This is a genomic window from Lacticaseibacillus brantae DSM 23927 (assembly GCF_001436115.1).
Lineage (GTDB): Bacteria > Bacillota > Bacilli > Lactobacillales > Lactobacillaceae > Lacticaseibacillus > Lacticaseibacillus brantae.
In genome coordinates, this window is the sequence record NZ_AYZQ01000002.1 from 106,250 (window position 1) to 123,832 (window position 17,583).

General features: G+C 47.2%; 12 protein-coding genes. 8 read left to right on the forward strand and 4 right to left on the reverse strand.

Features of this window, described 5'->3' with window-relative positions:
• Nucleotide 1: 1 nt before the first annotated feature.
• From FC34_RS04690 to FC34_RS04700, 3 genes are read left to right on the forward strand one after another with little or no spacing between them, the layout of a single operon-like run.
• A complete protein-coding gene (locus tag FC34_RS04690) occupies nucleotides 2–1,915 on the forward strand; it encodes a cation:proton antiporter (RefSeq protein ID WP_057894247.1) in 1,914 nt (637 codons plus the stop codon).
• 15 nt (nucleotides 1,916–1,930) lie between these two features.
• Entirely contained in the window at nucleotides 1,931–2,902 is a 972-nt protein-coding gene (locus FC34_RS04695; protein ID WP_057894248.1) for a LacI family DNA-binding transcriptional regulator, read from the forward strand.
• Nucleotides 2,903–2,960: 58 nt separating this feature from the next.
• On the forward strand, nucleotides 2,961–3,848 hold the full coding sequence (locus FC34_RS04700; RefSeq protein WP_057894249.1) for a DNA/RNA non-specific endonuclease: 888 nt from the start codon (nucleotides 2,961–2,963) through the stop codon (nucleotides 3,846–3,848).
• A gap of 44 nt (nucleotides 3,849–3,892) precedes the next feature.
• Here the strand turns inward: FC34_RS04700 and FC34_RS04705 are convergent, their stop codons facing one another.
• Entirely contained in the window at nucleotides 3,893–4,897 is a 1,005-nt protein-coding gene (locus tag FC34_RS04705) for an acyltransferase (RefSeq protein ID WP_057894250.1), read from the reverse strand.
• Between the two features lie 75 nt (nucleotides 4,898–4,972).
• Entirely contained in the window at nucleotides 4,973–5,434 is a 462-nt protein-coding gene (locus tag FC34_RS04710) for a MarR family winged helix-turn-helix transcriptional regulator (RefSeq protein ID WP_057894251.1), read from the reverse strand.
• 172 nt (nucleotides 5,435–5,606) lie between these two features.
• Between FC34_RS04710 and FC34_RS04715 the strand changes: the two genes are divergently transcribed.
• Complete coding sequence (locus tag FC34_RS04715) at nucleotides 5,607–6,530, forward strand: alpha/beta hydrolase (protein WP_157052253.1); 924 nt, start codon at nucleotides 5,607–5,609, stop codon at nucleotides 6,528–6,530.
• Between the two features lie 60 nt (nucleotides 6,531–6,590).
• Here FC34_RS04715 and nrdI read toward each other — a convergent pair whose 3' ends face one another.
• Together nrdI and FC34_RS04725 are read right to left on the reverse strand one after the other, a co-directional pair.
• Nucleotides 6,591–7,070 (reverse strand): class Ib ribonucleoside-diphosphate reductase assembly flavoprotein NrdI, encoded by a 480-nt coding sequence (nrdI, locus tag FC34_RS04720; protein ID WP_235803400.1) that lies wholly within the window; start codon nucleotides 7,068–7,070, stop codon nucleotides 6,591–6,593.
• A 49-nt stretch (nucleotides 7,071–7,119) separates the two neighbouring features.
• On the reverse strand, nucleotides 7,120–7,944 hold the full coding sequence (locus tag FC34_RS04725; protein ID WP_057894254.1) for an aldo/keto reductase: 825 nt from the start codon (nucleotides 7,942–7,944) through the stop codon (nucleotides 7,120–7,122).
• Between the two features lie 63 nt (nucleotides 7,945–8,007).
• Between FC34_RS04725 and FC34_RS04730 the strand changes: the two genes are divergently transcribed.
• From FC34_RS04730 to FC34_RS04745, 4 genes are all read left to right on the forward strand, one after another.
• Nucleotides 8,008–8,823 carry a hypothetical protein gene (locus FC34_RS04730; protein WP_057894255.1) on the forward strand — a complete coding sequence of 272 codons (816 nt, stop codon included), beginning with the start codon at nucleotides 8,008–8,010 and terminating at the stop codon, nucleotides 8,821–8,823.
• Nucleotides 8,820–9,665 carry an alpha/beta hydrolase gene (locus tag FC34_RS04735; RefSeq protein WP_057894256.1) on the forward strand — a complete coding sequence of 282 codons (846 nt, stop codon included), beginning with the start codon at nucleotides 8,820–8,822 and terminating at the stop codon, nucleotides 9,663–9,665. The genes FC34_RS04730 and FC34_RS04735 overlap by 4 nt, the downstream gene beginning before the upstream one ends.
• Before the next feature lie 500 nt (nucleotides 9,666–10,165).
• Nucleotides 10,166–11,557 carry a hypothetical protein gene (locus tag FC34_RS04740; protein WP_057894257.1) on the forward strand — a complete coding sequence of 464 codons (1,392 nt, stop codon included), beginning with the start codon at nucleotides 10,166–10,168 and terminating at the stop codon, nucleotides 11,555–11,557.
• 57 nt (nucleotides 11,558–11,614) lie between these two features.
• Nucleotides 11,615–17,509 carry an MBG domain-containing protein gene (locus FC34_RS04745; protein ID WP_057894258.1) on the forward strand — a complete coding sequence of 1,965 codons (5,895 nt, stop codon included), beginning with the start codon at nucleotides 11,615–11,617 and terminating at the stop codon, nucleotides 17,507–17,509.
• The last annotated feature ends 74 nt before the right edge of the window (nucleotides 17,510–17,583 follow it).

Here is a 17,583-nt window from a genome sequence, read left to right on the forward strand (position 1 = left end):
TATGACAATAATACTTGATGGTTTAGTCATTGTTGGGTTGATTATTCTGGCGCAAATTATCCAACGGTTTGTCCCCAAAGTGCCACTGCCACTCATTGAAATTCTATTGGGAGTGGGGTTAGGTCTAACTAATCAAAATTTCGCGCTGAAGGGATTCAATTCAGAATTATTCCTGTTGGGCGTTATCGCGCCATTGATGTTTAATGACGGCCAGAATACGTCGCGCCGGGCGCTGAGTCGCAACATGTGGAACGTCTTGATGCTGTCAGTGGGACTGGTGCTGGTCACCGTGCTAATTGTAGCCGGTCTAACGGCCTGGCTAATTCCAACCTTGGGGTTCTGGACGGTTTTTGTTTTAGCGTCTGTTTTGTCACCGACGGATGCGACTGCGGTCAACGGGATTACTCAGCAACTCACTTTGCCGGAACGATTGACCCAGATTCTTGAAGGCGAATCACTATTGAATGATGCAACTGGCATCGTAATTTTCGATTTTGGCCTGACAGTTATCGCCTCTGGTCAGGTGGCTATCGGTCATGGGATTAGTGAGTTTTTGATTGAATTTTTTGGTGGGCTCATTCTCGGGTTTGCCTTGGGTTATTTGGTTGTCTGGTTCCGGCTTTGGTTACAATCGCTTGGTTTAGATCAAAGCGCCATTATGGTGCCGATTCAATTGGCGACACCGTTTGTGGTCTATTTGATTGGTAATCAAATTGGCGTGTCAGGCATTTTGGCTGTCGTCGCTGCTGGCCTGGTTCACGGCCTGGAAAGAGATCGGTTGCGCATGACATCGACCCGCCTACAAGTGGTCACAACCACAGTTTGGCAGGTCGTGAGCGATATGCTCAACGGGCTCGTCTTCGTGTTGTTGGGACTGATATTACCGCTGGTCTTTCATGAAGGCGGGACGCAATGGCTGCGCTTATCAGCGTTAGCGTTTGCCATCTATGCCGTGATGCTGCTCGTGCGCTTTGTTTTTGTTCGCTTCACCCTCAATCTACCCCTGAGATTGCCTAGAAACCTAAGTAGTTGGTTGGTGGCAATGTTTGGCAGTCACGGCACAATGACGCTGGCTTTAGCATTATCGTTACCTCTGAACTTTCCTGAGCGGAGTCAATTATTGGTTGTCGCCGCCTTGGTCATTCTCTTTAGTTTGATTGTGCCCACAATCTTGGCCCCAGTATTTGTTCCGGCAGCACCGGCACCAGTTGGGCCAGATGAGGCTACGGCGCGGCAAGAGATGCTTGCTAGTACAGCAGAGTGGTTGAAACATCAACCAGATACCGTGGCTCGGGCGCATGTGCAAGGCATGCTACAGGAACAGTCTGGTGTGCGACTGCGCTTTGACAGGACCAAATTACGCGCGCTGTTAGCGGCTGCAGACACCGTCGAACGGGCGGCCATCAAAGCAGCGACCGACAGTGCTGAGTTACCCGCCTTTGTCGCCCCAGCATACAATCGCTACCTGGCTGCGCAATCTGGGCAATACAATTCCAATATTTTTCGACGGATGCTCATGTCGTTACTATGGCAGGTTATGGGTGTGCGTTTACGTGGGAAGATTCCTAATCGCGGGCAAGCGACGCCTCAGATGCGAGCTGTGGTTAAAAATGGTCAGTCGGCCTTTCTTCAAGCCGAAACCATCGGATATAACGCCGTCATGGCTTGGACTCGGACTGGCGAAGAAACACCAGAGATGGGAATGCTTGCGACTATGTACCAGCAACGGCACAGTCGGTTTTTGACCCAAGACGATCTCCAAGCTGAAGAAAATAGTTTATACGTTCAAGCTTTTCAGGTGGAATACCAGTATATTGATAATCAACTTCGCCAAAAACTGATGACCAATGAGGTCGCCAAGGCGTTGCGCGAACAGATTTCTTACGACCAGATGGTTTACATGCAGCAACATTAATGAAGGAGGATTCTCATGGCAACACTAGCAGATATTGCCAAGCAAGCGGGCGTCAGCAGTGCCACAGTGTCCAGGGTGTTGAATGCGGATCCGACTTTATCGGTGTCCACCACGACCCGGGCCAAAATTCTTCAAGTCGCTTCGGATTTGAACTATACCAAGACAAAGCACACGGCCAAGGTCGCCCGCATTGCCCTAGTGCAGTGGTACACCAAAGATCGCGAGTTGACCGACTTATATTACTTAGCCATTCGCATGGCGATTGAACAGGCAGCGCAACAGGTGGAGTTTGAACTCGTTCAGACTTTCGCCGGGGATATCTCTGATTTAGGCAATATTGATGGCTTAATTGCGATTGGTAAATTTAGTGCGGATCAACAGCGCCAATTCGCAGCCCTGACGGCGCATGTCGTGATTGTTGATATGGCTACGGCTATTATTGCTGCAGATACAGTCGTCCCAGATTTTAAAGGAGCCATGCAACAGGTGGCTGAGGCATTTAAAGCCGCTGATCTGACTGAAATTGGTATTTTGAGTGGCAGCGAAGAAACCAGTGACGGCAAAGATCAGCTAGCCGACGTGCGCTTACCGCTTTTTTTGGCAGCGATGGCTGACGCAAAACTACCCGCGCCGCGCCAATTTCAGGGAAACTTCACTGCTGAGAGTGGTCGCAAAGCTACCGAAGTGGCAATTCAGTTGGGTGTGATGCCTAAAGCCTTGTTTGTCACCAGCGATGCGATGGCCATCGGCGCTTTACAAGCCTTGCAAGCCGCCAGTGTCACTGTCCCGGACCAAGTGAAGGTGGTTAGCTTTGATGACACTTCAATTACGCGCCACGTTTATCCCACACTCAGCGCCATTCATGTAGACACTGAACAAATGGGGTTCTGGGCCGTGCAGTTGATGAAATCTCAGCTGGCGACCCCAAATCGGCCTGCTTTACAGATGATTGTCAGCACGCGTTTAGAACGGCGACAAAGTTTTTAGAATTAGCTAAGTCTAACAAAGCTCCCGTGGGTTTACGCCTACTAGAAAAGAGAATGATATGAAGAAATTTGTTCCTGTGCTACTGGTACTTGGCCTCCTACTAAGTGGCTGCCAAGTACAATCCAATGCCAATAAGGCCTCGCAATCCGAAACCACTAACACCACCAGTCAACAAGTCCAGTCCACCCAATCTTCAAGCCCGGCAGCCAACCAAGCGACCTCAGACGGGCAGCAACTCGCCCAGGTGCCATTTGACATTGCCAAATATCCCGAGTACTTCATGCCCGTGAATAACAATGACCCGGTCTTTGTCGGCGCGTTTAAAGCGACTGTCGCGGCTGCTCAGCAAAAAGGGGAGATTCTCCCCCAGGTTAATTATTCTGGCTTAGACGGGCTGGGACGGACACAAATGGTTACAGCGATTGTGACAGAACAAATGGTCACGGCACATTCGTCTCGAGTGACGAAGCGGCCTGCTTTTCCAGCCGCGACCAAGATTGCGGGTGAATTCGCAGATGGGCAATACAATACCGTGACACACCAGTGGCATGGTCAGGTCCGGAATAATAAAATCATGCAATTACCGGGCTATCGCGGGTATATCTATAACAAGAGTCACTTGTTAGCCTGGTCTTTGGGCGGGGATATGTTAACGCACAATGTCATTCTGGGGACCCGGGCCCAAAACGTCGGGAGCAACCAGCAAAAAGATCCCGGGGGGATGGCCTATTCGGAAACAGTCACCCGAGATTATCTTGCTGCTCATCCTGATGATGCTGTCGCGTATCAGGCAATTCCGATTTATGCTGGCACTGAGCTTGTACCCCGGGGCGTCTGGGTGATTGCCCAGGCCATTAAGCAGCCACAAGCACTTAACGTGAATGTCTGGACATTCAACACCCAGTTGGGCGCCAGCATCAACTATCAAACTGGCGCAGTTCATTAAAAAACCGTAACATCACCATGAATGGCGATGTTACGGTTTTTTAATTAGCTAACGAGACGATTGAATGGTTTGATGTGCTGTAAGACCCATGTTAAGGCACCAGCAACAATAAACACGAGTGCGTCAATCAGTAGATAAGTGAAGTTCTTTAATAGGCCGCCGGCGGGGATCAGTGGCTCTAAGTGTCTAACAATTGTATGGAGAATAACAAAGTGACTCAAGTAAATTCCAAACGTCAGTTGGCTGATCCAGGCTAAGACGGCTGATTGTTTCGGTGATGTGGGGGCTGCAATCAGTCCAAAGAGTGTGATTGCAATCAAGACAACTGGGAGAAACAAAACATTGTCAAACCCAAGGTATGCGCGCTGGTCCACCAGTGATTGACTGATTGTCAGCCCAGAAACGACGACTAAACTGATAAGGCCAACCAGAACGAGCCACATTTTACGCGGTGGATATAGGAACAAGTATCGACCCAAAACAAAATAACCGAGAAAGCCCATGTAGAGTGGTAATTGAAAATACGGGCTGATGTGAAAATGCAACAACGCCTGAAAGAAAGGCACTGTGGTGCCAAAGCCGATCCAGAAGCCTAGAAAAATTTCAAAATCCTTTTTAGTAAAGTTCGCTGTCAAGCGACTGATGAATGGGAGCATCAAGTAAAAGCCGACCAGCATATATAAATACCAGAGATGAATCGCCGCCGGCTGGGCGAAGAAATGCTGCAAGTAAGCATCTAGCCGCCACCAAGCAACAGGCCGCGGCCCCAACAGCCAATAGCCATAGTCCCAAATGAGCAGCAGCAAGAAGAAATGGCCCGCCTTAGTAAAACTATAGGTGTACGACCGTTGCCTGTTCAACAGAAGCGCGCCTGAAACCATCATGAAGAGTGGCACCGCCGTTTTTGCAATAAAAAAAGTTACCGTCGCCAAGACCCAGCTGCTATTCAAGCCAGAAAACTGGATGAAGACAGCTGATGAATGGTTCACGATAACCAAGAAGCACGCGAGAATTTTTAATAAATCAAATGATACATTCCGTTCTTTCATAATCACAACCCCATCCCAACTTTAATCAAACCCAGTAAATAACATACCATAGTTGAAATGGATTGTGGTGGCGTTTTATGCTTGTGGCGACTCGCCTTTAGAATCAGTGTTAATCAATTTCTCGCCGACTTCATTGAGAAGTGAGAGCAATTGTTCAGCCTTATCATGTCCTAGAACAGTGAGCCACCGATTGAACTGCATTCGTGCTGCTTCAGTTACATTGTGTTCAACCCGGACACCTAGTGGCGTCAGGTGAAGAAGAAATCGCCGCCGATCAAGATTGGATTGTTCCTGGCGTAAGTAGTCTAAGTCGCGCAGCACGCGAATTTGCCGCGCAATGGCAGGCTTGGTCACGTGGCGCTTATTGACAATGTCAGTGAGACTGATGGCTTCATTTTCAGCAACGTCATGCAAAATTTGATATTGTTCAAAGGACAGTTTGTATTCCGCCATTGGTGCCGAAATCAAATCATTAAAATTTTTAATTGTTGTGAAATAGGTCTCAACAAAGGCAGACAGTAAGGCATCGTTGCTCATAAGGTGGTTCTCCTTTAATGTTATTCTTCTATGAATATTACCAAATGTTCATTTTAAATGCGAAATTTTTTGCTGAAAAGTTATCCAATTGCTTGCAAATCAATCTTGATTATGTAAACTGTAAGAATCAGTTAATTACGTGAACTATTCGGAGGATGTAATATTGAAACGCATACCTAAGTGGGTTAAATGGACGGTTGGTTTGGTTTTTGGTGGTTTTATCATCGTGTTGGCCGCAGCAAGTTTGTACTTCTACCAATACGCTTTTGTGCCCTCGCATAAAGACTTTCTGAGCAATAAGCAAACAACGAGCGAGAAAGCCGCCCAAACCTGGTTGAAGCAGCAATCGCCTGCCACTTGGCATGAAACCGCAGTGAATAGCGATTTAAAACTTGATGCGCTGTATCTACCAGCTACAAAACCTACAAACAAGGCCGTGGTCGTCGCTCATGGTTATATGAATACGAAAGAAGATATGGCTGAATACATTCGCATGTTTCATAACGCCGGCTATAATGTTCTCGCACCCGATGACCGGGGGCATGGCCAATCGCAGGGGAATTATATTGGCTGGGGCTGGCCTGATCGTCTTGATTACACAAAGTGGACGCAGCAAGTGATTCAGAAACTGGGTGACAAGAGTGAAATCGCCCTGTTTGGTGTCTCAATGGGTGGGGCAACAGTAATGTATATGAGTGGTGAGAAGCTGCCCTCACAGGTGAAGACGATTGTTGAAGATTGTGGTTATACCAGCATCATGGATGAGCTCGGGTATCAAGCTAAGCAGATGTACAATCTCCCGAGTTTCCCACTGGTGCCAGCAGTGGCACTGACAGCTTCTATTCGTACAGGCTACAACGTCTTTGCGGCCAGCAGCATCAATGCCTTGAAGAAGAATCATCTGCCAATCATGTTCATTCATGGGGCGAAAGATACGTTTGTGCCGACAAGCATGGTCTATCAGAATTACAAAGCAACCTCGGCTGACAAAGAATTGTGGGTCGTACCTGGTGCTAAGCATGCGCAGAGCTATGGCAAGGATCCCAAGCGTTACACCCAGAAAGTTATCGGCTGGCTGCAACAGCATATGAGCTAAGCAAAAAGGAGCTAAGACAATGACTTGTCATAGCTCCTTTTGTTGTGGCCTAAATCTTGGCTAGCGGGCTGCAGCTTGGGCAAAGGTCGTCACAAGAATGGGATAAATCCGTTTCACGTCGGCATCAGTTCCGCGAAGTTCGTAGTCGGCAATCATCTCCACGCCAATAGCCTGGGCATAACGTTTAGCAGTGAGACAATATTGTTCGTTAAAATTACGATTACCACTGCCAATAATGCCGAGGCAATAGCGGGCGTTATCACCGTCTTGAATGTATTCACCCAGTGCATTGGTCATTAACTCTTTGACGCCATTGTCGATACCGTTACCCCCATCAAGGTAAGTTGGGACCATGGCAACGTAAGGCTGGGTCTCATCAGTGTCCAGGGTTGCGTCAGAAATTTCTTCTAATTCAATTGTGGGCTGGCTTGGATCCTGGTCATGTGCAGCTTGGGCGAAGCGCTGTAAGTGCTCAGCAAAGGCGCGGGTATTGCCAGAGATTGAAATAAAACGAATCTGTATCGGTTGCATAAGTGTCATCCTCCGTCCTTTTACTGTAGCACGTTTTGGCTCAGCCTCGGCGTGAAAATCAAAATTCTTGATAACGCGCTGGATCTTGATCATGCGTCCGGCCGTCAGGCTTGGTCAACTGATCAATAGCTGCCATGTCGGCCGCATCGATTGTGAAGTCCAACGTCAAATTCTGACGCTGGCGCACAGGGTTGCTGGACTTTGGAATTGGCATCACACCATGCTGGATATCCCATTTCAAAATGAGTTGGACCACCGAAACGTGATATTTGGTTGCTAGGGCGGTCAAAGTTTGGTCGTTGAGGATTTCGCTGGCTCGGCCGAGTGGGCTCCACGCCTGAGTCAGAATATGGTGCTCAGTATCAAATTGGCGTTGATCGGCCTGATTAAAGTAAGGATGTAATTCAATTTGATTGAGACTCGGCGTCACGCCAGTTTCCTTAATGATGCGATTCAAATGTTCAGGCAGAAAATTCGAGACCCCAATCGAACGTACCAGACCGAACTTTTGGGCATCAATGAGGGCTTGCCACGCTTCAACATAGTGATCTTCTAGTGGATTAGGCCAGTGGATGAGATATAAATCATAATAATCAAGCCCAGCCCGGTACAAGGATTCCTGAATGGTTGCAATGGCGTCTTGATAACGATGATGGCGACCTGGAAGTTTCGAAGAGACAAGAATATCGGTCCGCGGGATGCCACTCTGACGAATGGCTTGGCCGACTGCGCCTTCGTTCTCATAGTTGAAAGCAGAATCTAAGAGGCGATACCCATTGTTCAAGGCACTCACCATTGTGTTCACGCCAGTGGCACCATTTAGTTGGTAGGTCCCAAAACCGATTTCTGGGACGGTAAGCCCGTCATTAAGTTGAAAACTCATACTGGTTCCTCCTTTGGGGATGGCTGTCGTTTCAGGTATACTATAGGACAGGGGGTGAGTGCATTGCAAACAACAGAAAAAATCAGCTGGACCAGCCGCGGTTGGCTCGGATTTTTTGCCATCATCTATGCGGTACTATTGGTCATCGGTGCCGTGTCATGCGCCTTTATGCTGACGGTTGGGACGCCTGACAAAACGAGCGATTTCGTTTCGAGCGGGCCAGCACTCACGCAAATTTCAAAAAACATTAATCATCAATTGACCACGACAGTTCAAAAGGCTGGCCTCAAAGTCAATGATGCAAAGCTTCTGTCAGAAGGTGAAGTCCAACGCTTACTTCGTCAGGGGTTCAATAAGAGTATGAATGACAATTTAACAATCAATCTCAAACCGGCCGAGCAGATGATTACGCAAAACCTTGGTGCTGCGACCGTCAAACCCGTGCCAGCACCAGTCACCAAAGCAATCCATCAAGATCTGTCTAAGGGTGTTGATTCCTACTTTCAAGGCGGCCTGGGTGTGGTTTACCCGCTTTTTGTGTTAATGACGCAAACTGGGACAATTGTGGCTGGGATTTTGATTGTCATCGTTTGGTTTTTCATGGGATTGACGAGTCACAAATTGTGGCGCTGGTTACTAGTGGTTGGGCGTACGACCTATTTCATCGGTTTCTTAGGTGGGATTGCGGCCTTGTTGGTAGGGATTGAGCAAATTACCACCCGATTGGTTGGGAGCTGGGCCGATGGCGACATTCTTACTTTGGTTGTGGTTCATTTTGCACCCACTTGGCAGCATGTTGCTGGTGTTGTTATTGTATTAGGCTTATTATTAGCGGCGATAAGTTATCTTGTACGCCGAAAGGACTTGATTCAAGAATGAGAAAATGGTGGATTTGGACGGGCATTATTGTGGTACTTGCTGCGATTGGTGGGGGACTCTGGTGGCAAAATAGTCAAGCTGCCAGCCAACCAATTACCGCAAAAACAACGATTGGCAATCCTGCAACAGTTTATCTACATGGATATAGTGGCGGCGCCGGGTCAACCAATACATTAATCAAAAATGCCGAAGCTGATGGCGCAACCAAAGTCCTCACTGCAACCGTGGCGCCGTCTGGGAAAGTCACGTGGACGGGTTCGCCTAAAAAGGTCAACCATCCCTTAGTTCAAGTGATTTTTACGAATAATCGTAATCCTGATTACACGGTCGATGGCATGTGGGTGCACAATGTCATGCAAGGTTTGAAGAAACAATATGGGGTGACTGATGTTAACATCGTGGCACATTCAATGGGCAATATGGCGACCATGTTCTATGCGACTCGCTATGGCAAAGACAAGGACGTGCCGAATTTGCGCACATATGTCGCTATCGCAGGTCATTACGATGGCATCCTAGGGCGGGACGATCAGCCGAACCGGATTAAACTCAATGCGCAAGGTTATCCCACTCCTGTGGACGATTCATATGCTGAACTGGCCCGGTTGCGAGACAAATTTCCCAAAGGCGTTCGCGTGTTGAATATCTTCGGTAACTTAGAAGACGGGACGAATTCTGATGGCCGTGTGGCTAATAACTCCTCCCGGTCTCTAAAGTATCTCGTAGCCCCAAGCAAAGCGAGTTATCGGGAACAAATGTTTAAAGGTAAAGACGCTCAGCACAGTGCGCTCCATGAAAATGCCGCGGTCGCTAAAGCCGTTGATGATTTTTTGAAATTTTAGCCTTCAAAATAGAACATAGTTTGCACGGCCGCAGATTGTCTGACGATCTGCGGCTATTTTTTTGCTATTTTTGCATGCGTGGCGATAAACAGGCGGAACGCCCTATTTTTGAAAGTCAAAAATAATAAAAAAGCATTATCAATAAAGATTGAAAAGAAAGGGTTATGAACTGTAAAACGCTATTTTAACATGGCGATATTTTTGGTAGAAACCGGATACATTGTCTCGAATTGATCTTGAAGTTAGACGGAATCCATTGGCACACCTGGACGAGACAATCTATTTTCGCTTTATTGAATATAAAAAGCTTGTTTTTTCTAAATAATAATATTAAGATATGAACAACTTTTAAAACGCTGATATTGTACTGTTTTGCGCTGCGTTGTTCGAATTGAGTGTTTTAGGGTGACGCTAAAGAACCGATTAGTAAACGGACGAATGGCGTAATGTTTGGGCGCTTCTGGGAAGATATCAGCGTTGGAAATGTAAGGATGGGAAGTATGGAAGTAAATGCAATTTTTCTGAGCCAGTTTGAACTGACTGAACTTCAGCTATATGCGTTGCTCTGTCAGAATCCCGATTTGCCGATTCAGGTCGCGGCGCAAAACCTTGATATGCAGTATGGGTATGTCTATCGGGCCTACCGAAAGTTAAAAGCTGAAATCACGCGCCAGACGGGTACTAGCAAAATCAAGCACTGGCCACAATTGTTGTCACCAGTTGCTTTTGGACAGCATCTTTTCCGTGAGTCACGACTATATCGGTATTTAATGGACGTTCGCCTCGCCCAGAAACAAGATACCCGCGATTTTCTTATTCATGCGGATTGGAGTGAGTCGAGTCTGCGTCGGCGGCTTAACGATCTTTACGAAATTGAAAAGCAACTCGGCATTGAAATCCACGTCGGAAAACAAATAGTCGGTTCTCCGATTGCGATTGCGCACTTCTTCGACTTTGTGGTGCAGTTGGGTGGCGAACAATTGAGTGACTATGTGCCGGAGTCGCCGGCCGGAGCAGAGTTATTAACCCGACTACTTTTTAAAGACGATGAACTGCCAGCTGAGCTTATTGAACACTATCGAGCCTGGATTAGCGTTTTTCTTCTGTTTGCTTCGCCAGAGCAAACCAGGTTGAAATCAACAATCGGACTTAACTTATTGTTGTCCACTGAAGAGCTACACGAAGCGAGTCACATTTTTCCCGCGTATCGATATAGCGAGTTTATCGCGATGATCAATCAGCTCTGGTTGTGGATTCACCTTGGGGCTGAGGTTTTTAACGCAGGAAGACTAAATCCGGCACACCGCATGCGCCGCCTCAGACCCATCTATGGGCAGGTCTATACGGTAGATGTTGGCGATTTAATTCGACTGATCCAAGATGAAGCAATTGTTGTGATTTCAGAGATTCAAGCACAAGCGTTGCTTAATCTTAGTGTACAGGTGCTCTTATTTCGAATTTTGCCACTCAGTGTTCGACCTGTCGTTGTCGACAATCCGGGGGCACAAAAAGTTGCCTTTAATCTTTTTAGCCGGTTGCAGGCCCAATTTCAGGATGAAAAGTTTATCGAGCACCAGACAACATTGGCTGCAATTACCCTGATTGCACAAATTTTCATTCAAGCGCCAATCCAGACTTATCTTTCTCCGCGATTATCCGCCAATGCGCTTGCTGCCATTGAACAGATTTTGCCGCGGGAGTTTCGTATTGAATTGGCTGAGGTGGCAGAACTGCCACAAAATAGTCCGGGACTGTTTATCAGCCCGACAGATGATCAGTTGGACGCCAATCATAATCAAATTGTGGTTTTCTGTTGGGGAGCACTAGTTCCGGTGAAGTTTAATCAAATGCAGTTGATTGATGTACTCGGACAAATACTGATGACACGATAGCAGGAGCGAGCAGACTGGCTGCGTTATCAAGGATCGAGAGTGAAGAGGAGAAGAAGAATGCAGAAAAATCTATTCGGCGATGAGAAACAGCGGTATACGCTGCACAAACGGCACAAAAATTGGATTGTGATTGGGTTGTCGAGCATCTTCATTTTGGGCGGTAGCTTGATGACCGCTCAGCATATTCAAACGGTGAATGCTGAAAGTGGTGCTGATACGCTAACGCAAACTGGTGACAGTGACGCCAACGGCCATACGGTCCAGTTAAAATCTGAGCCGACTACTGTTTCTACGAACCAAGTCAAAACACAGAAAGCGGCGCCGAATCAAATCCTGGCTCAACCTAAGGCTGCCTTAGCCACCCAATCCGTTGTTACCCCAGCAGCTCAGGATGCAGCAGTACAGCCAACAGTTTCTTTTGTGGACAATACATTCCCAGACGGTCAGGACAATGGTCCAACGGCCTGGCACCTGATTTATGTGAACGCCGATTTTGGCTCTGATATTACAGATGCAAAGACAGTCACGGTCAATATCCCACGGGGATTGATGGTCCAGGCCATTCCAACAAATACACCCAAGGCTGGAACAGCTCAAGTTCAAGCCGATCCTAAAGCCTTGGGACCACTGTTACAGTCCGTCCAGGATGGCACCACAGTAGTGCCAAACAGTAAAAATAGTTGGTATGGGCAAATTGTTTTTCAAATAAAACCGGGGGTTTCTAAGGTTCAGATTCCTCTCCAAGTCTCAACTAACTTAGACGAGTTTTATGGGCAAACGTCTAGTCTTCCTGTGACAGCTTCAGCCACCAATGGTACTCAAACAGCAAACCCCGTCCAGTGGCTGATAAAAAGTAGCATTAGTAATGAACAGAACTTGTCATTCTACTCAGGCGGCCTAGGCAAAACACTGCAAATTGATGCTAATTCACCCGATCCGGTGGCTGCGGGACAAGACTTAACGATGAAGGGCTCGTTTGACCTGACAAATCGGCCCAATGGGGTATTTTTTACCCACAATGATTTCAAAATCACCGTGCCGGAAGGAATCACACTGACCTTTGATTCCGCAAAATTATTGGCCGACAACAATTACTCCGACACATCAAGCTATCGATTTACCCAAGTAGCACCCAATCAGTTTGAGCTGTCTGCGGATAATCGTGCTAGCGGCTTTATGGCCATTCAGCTTCTGAAATATTTAAGCTATTCTGCCTATGAGACGGCGCCTGGCACTTATCAACTGCCAGCAAATACACCGGCGATTATTTTCACCGGCACAACGTATGACGGTAAGACTGTCACGGTCAGTTCTAAGATTCCTGACTACAACACAAAATTTGTTGTTGTTAACGATCGCGATAATATTGCAACATTCACTAAAAATACCTCGTCAACGCCAAACAACCTTGATGGCTTGACAACAGATTATTTCCAGTATATCGGGAATGGTGAATTGAGTAATCCAAAAAGTTGGGGACTCACCAATCAACAACTGGAGATTGCAATCGGGACAGGTTTGCAGACGCGGCAGGTGAATTTGCCAGTGGTCACCGGGGTCACTTACGGCCCTGTGACTGTTACCACAACGACTGGCCGGGTTGTCACCTTGGACAGTCTTGATCAACCACTGGTAGATTTGACAACTATCGGAGCTCAACCGGGCGAATACATCAGTTCGGTTTCGGCATTTCTGCCAAGCCTACCTGCCAATTACAACGTTTATCAAACAAGTTCTGCTAACACGAATAATGGTGTCGGCATCTGGGCTAAATTTGCAGCCGGGGCTGATCCGAAGACGGCAACGATCAATGAAACCGTGAAGGCGTTGAATCCCGACGGAACGGCAGCTGCAGGATCTGTTTCACAGCTGATATGGACGTACACATCTAAACCAGTTTCACCTGATCAGCGTTTGACTTCTTTGAAGGTCACAGGTAAAGGCGATACGTACATCACGGCGGGGACTGATTTAAATTATTCTGTCACAGTGACTGGCGCTGGCTCTGTGAACGCGGCTAATAATCTTGGGGTCACAAGCATGGACTTTTACGTTAAAGGGATTCCCGGAGTGCCATTATCAGGCTTGAGTTTTTCCCTAACAAGCTCGACATATACTAATCAGCAAATTGCCGGTGGTACCAGTATCGGGACCCCATACGTGGCCTCGGATGGGAATACGTATGTCAAAATTCATGTGGACTTACCGGTTGGCCAGTCATTTAGTGGTAACAACTATGATATGACACTTAACATTTCTGGGCCAACCTCGTCTTCTGCGGTTATTTCGGAGCCTTGGAGTGATTATGTTTTTGTTGCCAGCAAAAATACGGCATTCACCGGAGGCATGACATATACAGGCGATCCTGACAATACCGGCGTGTCCTCGACTATTTCGATTGCTGCCCCGGCGAATAAGCTAACAATTATTCCTAAGGAAAACGTTAATGTCGATACCTACTTCACCAAAGCGGGTTCAGATGTTCGCGAACCTGCATACGATACGGCTAATCCCGATAGCGCTTTTGGGGTGACTAAAGCTGGGCAGATTGATTATCATATTAAAATTTCAAACGATAGAACCGACAGCGCCAACAAACTGCAGGTGTACATCCCGATTCCTAAAAAGGGAATGGATTTTGGTGAAAACCTGCAATCTAAAGCTTTCGCATGGAACATGGCACTTAATGGTGCTCTAGAGCTTAAGATTTATGACAAGGCCGGGAATGATATCACCGCGAGTCAAAGCCAAAATCATCAGATTCAAATTAGTACCGATGCTAGCAATGCTGACAATTATCAAGGCGCAACTTACTTGAATCTTTCGGACGCATCCTCGACGGATATTTTTAACGCGACTATGCTTCGAATCGTGAACATCACCGGAATTCCTTCGGGAAACCGGGTAGAAATTGTTCTGCCGTATAAATATCAAGCGGTGGATAACCAAACTGATGAGACTGGTGCAATTAATGACTTCACGCCATACTATTATTTTGAAGCCGGTAATGCAGTCTGGCAGTCCTCTGATCGCGTTGGGCTTCGGCTCGCGGATGGGGTAGTTTCTGGCCAGTACTTCCTAGATGCTGATGGTGACGGGAAGTACACGGCCAGTTCACAGGATACCTTGTTGTCCGGGCGAACACTTGAACTCCAACAATTGCAAGCCGATGGGACCTTCAAGACTGTTGCGACCACAACAACGTTGAGTGGGGGGTATTACAGTTTTGCGGAACTCGATATCGGCACTTATCAGGTAGTCGCTGGCCCACTTGAGGAAAACGAGCACTTTACACTGCAAAATCGCAGCCCTGAGGCACCTTTAGACGGTTCTGCAGTTGATCCAACGACGGGAATAATCACAAACATTGATCCGACAAAGCTGGCAGCAGGCAGCTTATCTATTGGGGTGGTTAAGTACACACTGAATGCTTTGATTAATGGACAGGCAACTGCCGATATTACGGTTCCAGTTGGTCAATCGGCAGATTTTATTACTTCGGCTACTCCAGATTATATTTTGAATCCGGGCTGGGGAACAGATAGTCTGGATCTTGATGTCGCGGGTATTGCCAGCGTCGATCGTACTACAGGTCGAGTCACCGGTTTGGCAGCGGGGGATGTCGTCTATACGTACACAGTTTCTGACGGTCACGGCGGTGTTGCCAATGCTCAGGCGACTGTGCACGTCGTCAAGCCAACTGTCACGGTAACTTTGAACGGTGGGACGAAAATCTACGACGGTAAAATTATTCCGAACAATTTTCAATTGACACTGACAACTGCCGATAAAAAAGTTGTGACTGTTGCGTTGACGGATACGGACTATACAATTACTAACGCAGTAGGTGTGGTAGGCAATGCTTCAGATGTTGGGACGTATCGCATTCAATTGACCGCTGACAAATCAGAGCAATTGGCTAATTTGTATGACTTGACGAATACCGTTCCAATTTCGTCTGTTTATACAATCACTCCAGCTACTTCAGCATTGTCTTTGTCTGGGAATGACGGCAAAATTTTTGACGGCACGGCGGGGCAATTAACGCCTACGAAGTATGTTGTCAGTCTTGGCGACACAGGGTTGAGCTATCAATTGCAGGATGGCGATGTGGTATTTGCTAGCGCGAATCCGATTAATGTTGGTGAATATGACGTCCAGCTGAGTGCCGGTGGGTTGGCCAATATTCAGAAACTAACGGCGAATTATGTCTTTTCCACGCCGACAAGTAGTGCAAAATACGAAATTACGGCTGCGTCGACCGTAGTAGGGCTTTCTGGCTCAGATAGTAAAGCCTATGATGGCAACGCAGGCAGCATCAACTTGGACAAGTACAGCGTTACGTTAAGTAACGGTGATCAGTACCAATTAGTAGCTGGGGACTTAGCCTTTGTTCAAGACAATCCAACTAGCGTTGGACATTACGATGTTACTTTGACTGAAGCAGGTTTGAATCATATTAAGGCCCAAGAAGGCAACTATTCCGTCACGTATGATGCTAGTGTTGGGAGTTACGACATTACGGCTGCGGCAATAGTAGTAGGGCTTTCTGGCTCAGATAGTAAAGCCTATGATGGCAAAGCAGGCAACATCAACTTGGACAAGTACAGCGTTACGTTAAGTAACGGTGATCAGTACCAATTAGTTGCTGGAGACTTAGCCTTTGTTCAAGACAATCCAACTAGCGTTGGACATTACGATGTTACTTTGACTGAAGCGGGTTTGAATCATATTAAGGCCCAAGAAGGCAACTATTCCGTCACGTATGATGCTAGTGTTGGGAGTTACGACATTACGGCTGCGGCAATAGTAGTAGGGCTTTCTGGCTCAGATAGTAAAGCCTATGATGGCAAAGCAGGCAACATCAACTTGGACAAGTACAGCGTTACGTTAAGTAACGGTGATCAGTACCAATTAGTTGCTGGAGACTTAGCCTTTGTTCAAGACAATCCAACTAGCGTTGGACATTACGATGTTACTTTGACTGAAGCGGGTTTGAATCATATTAAGGCCCAAGAAGGCAACTATTCCGTCACGTATGATGCTAGTGTTGGGAGTTACGACATTACGGCTGCGGCAATAGTAGTAGGGCTTTCTGGCTCAGATAGTAAAGCCTATGATGGCAAAGCAGGCAACATCAACTTGGACAAGTACAGCGTTACGTTAAGTAACGGTGATCAGTATCAATTAGTTGCTGGAGACTTAGCCTTTGTTCAAGACAATCCAACTAGCGTTGGACATTACGATGTTACTTTAACTGAAGCAGGATTGAATCATATTAAGGCCCAAGAGGGCAACTACACCGTCACGTATGATGCTAGTGTTGGGAGCTATGGCATTACAGCTGCGTCGACCGTAGTAGGGCTTTCTGGCACAGATAGTAAAGCCTATGATGGCAACGCAGGCAGCATCAACTTGGACAAGTACAGCGTTACGTTAAGTAACGGTGATCAGTACCAATTAGTAGCTGGGGACTTAGCCTTTGTTCAAGACAATCCAACTAGCGTTGGACATTACGATGTTACTTTGACTGAAGCAGGTTTGAATCATATTAAGTCCCAAGAAGGCAATTACACCGTCACGTATGATGCTAGTGTTGGGAGTTATGACATTACGGCCACGCCGACACAACCTGGAGAACCAACTGAGCCAGGCCAACCAACAACGCCTGAAAAGCCAACTGAGCCTGAAAAGCCGACTCAGCCCGGAAAACCTACGATACCGGAACATCCAACTCAACCAGCAAATCCCGGTATGCCAGATGCCCACGGTACTGGATCAAATGAATCCGGCTCAGGTTCTCCGGTGGTGCATGCGGCTGCCACATCTGGTTCCGATGACGACTTACCACAAACCGGGGACGATGCAAATGCTTGGCTGTCGCTTCTAGGGACAATCTGGATTGGATTCTTAGGACTGCTTGGTGCCAATAAACGTCGCGAAGGGCGATGAGTCCAACTGTTCAGCAAACGTAAACAATAGTCTCTTTTGGTTCCCATTTGCATGAAAAATCGAAAAAGGAGTTT

Coding starts and splice junctions, on each gene's coding strand:
- FC34_RS04690 (WP_057894247.1), top strand. CDS start 2: ATGACAATAATACTTGATGGTTTAGTCATTGTTGGGTTGATTATTCTG.
- FC34_RS04695 (WP_057894248.1), top strand. CDS start 1,931: ATGGCAACACTAGCAGATATTGCCAAGCAAGCGGGCGTCAGCAGTGCC.
- FC34_RS04700 (WP_057894249.1), top strand. CDS start 2,961: ATGAAGAAATTTGTTCCTGTGCTACTGGTACTTGGCCTCCTACTAAGT.
- FC34_RS04705 (WP_057894250.1), bottom strand. CDS start 4,897: ATGAAAGAACGGAATGTATCATTTGATTTATTAAAAATTCTCGCGTGC.
- FC34_RS04710 (WP_057894251.1), bottom strand. CDS start 5,434: ATGAGCAACGATGCCTTACTGTCTGCCTTTGTTGAGACCTATTTCACA.
- nrdI (WP_235803400.1), bottom strand. CDS start 7,070: ATGACACTTATGCAACCGATACAGATTCGTTTTATTTCAATCTCTGGC.
- FC34_RS04725 (WP_057894254.1), bottom strand. CDS start 7,944: ATGAGTTTTCAACTTAATGACGGGCTTACCGTCCCAGAAATCGGTTTT.
- FC34_RS04735 (WP_057894256.1), top strand. CDS start 8,820: ATGAGAAAATGGTGGATTTGGACGGGCATTATTGTGGTACTTGCTGCG.
- FC34_RS04740 (WP_057894257.1), top strand. CDS start 10,166: ATGGAAGTAAATGCAATTTTTCTGAGCCAGTTTGAACTGACTGAACTT.
- FC34_RS04745 (WP_057894258.1), top strand. CDS start 11,615: ATGCAGAAAAATCTATTCGGCGATGAGAAACAGCGGTATACGCTGCAC.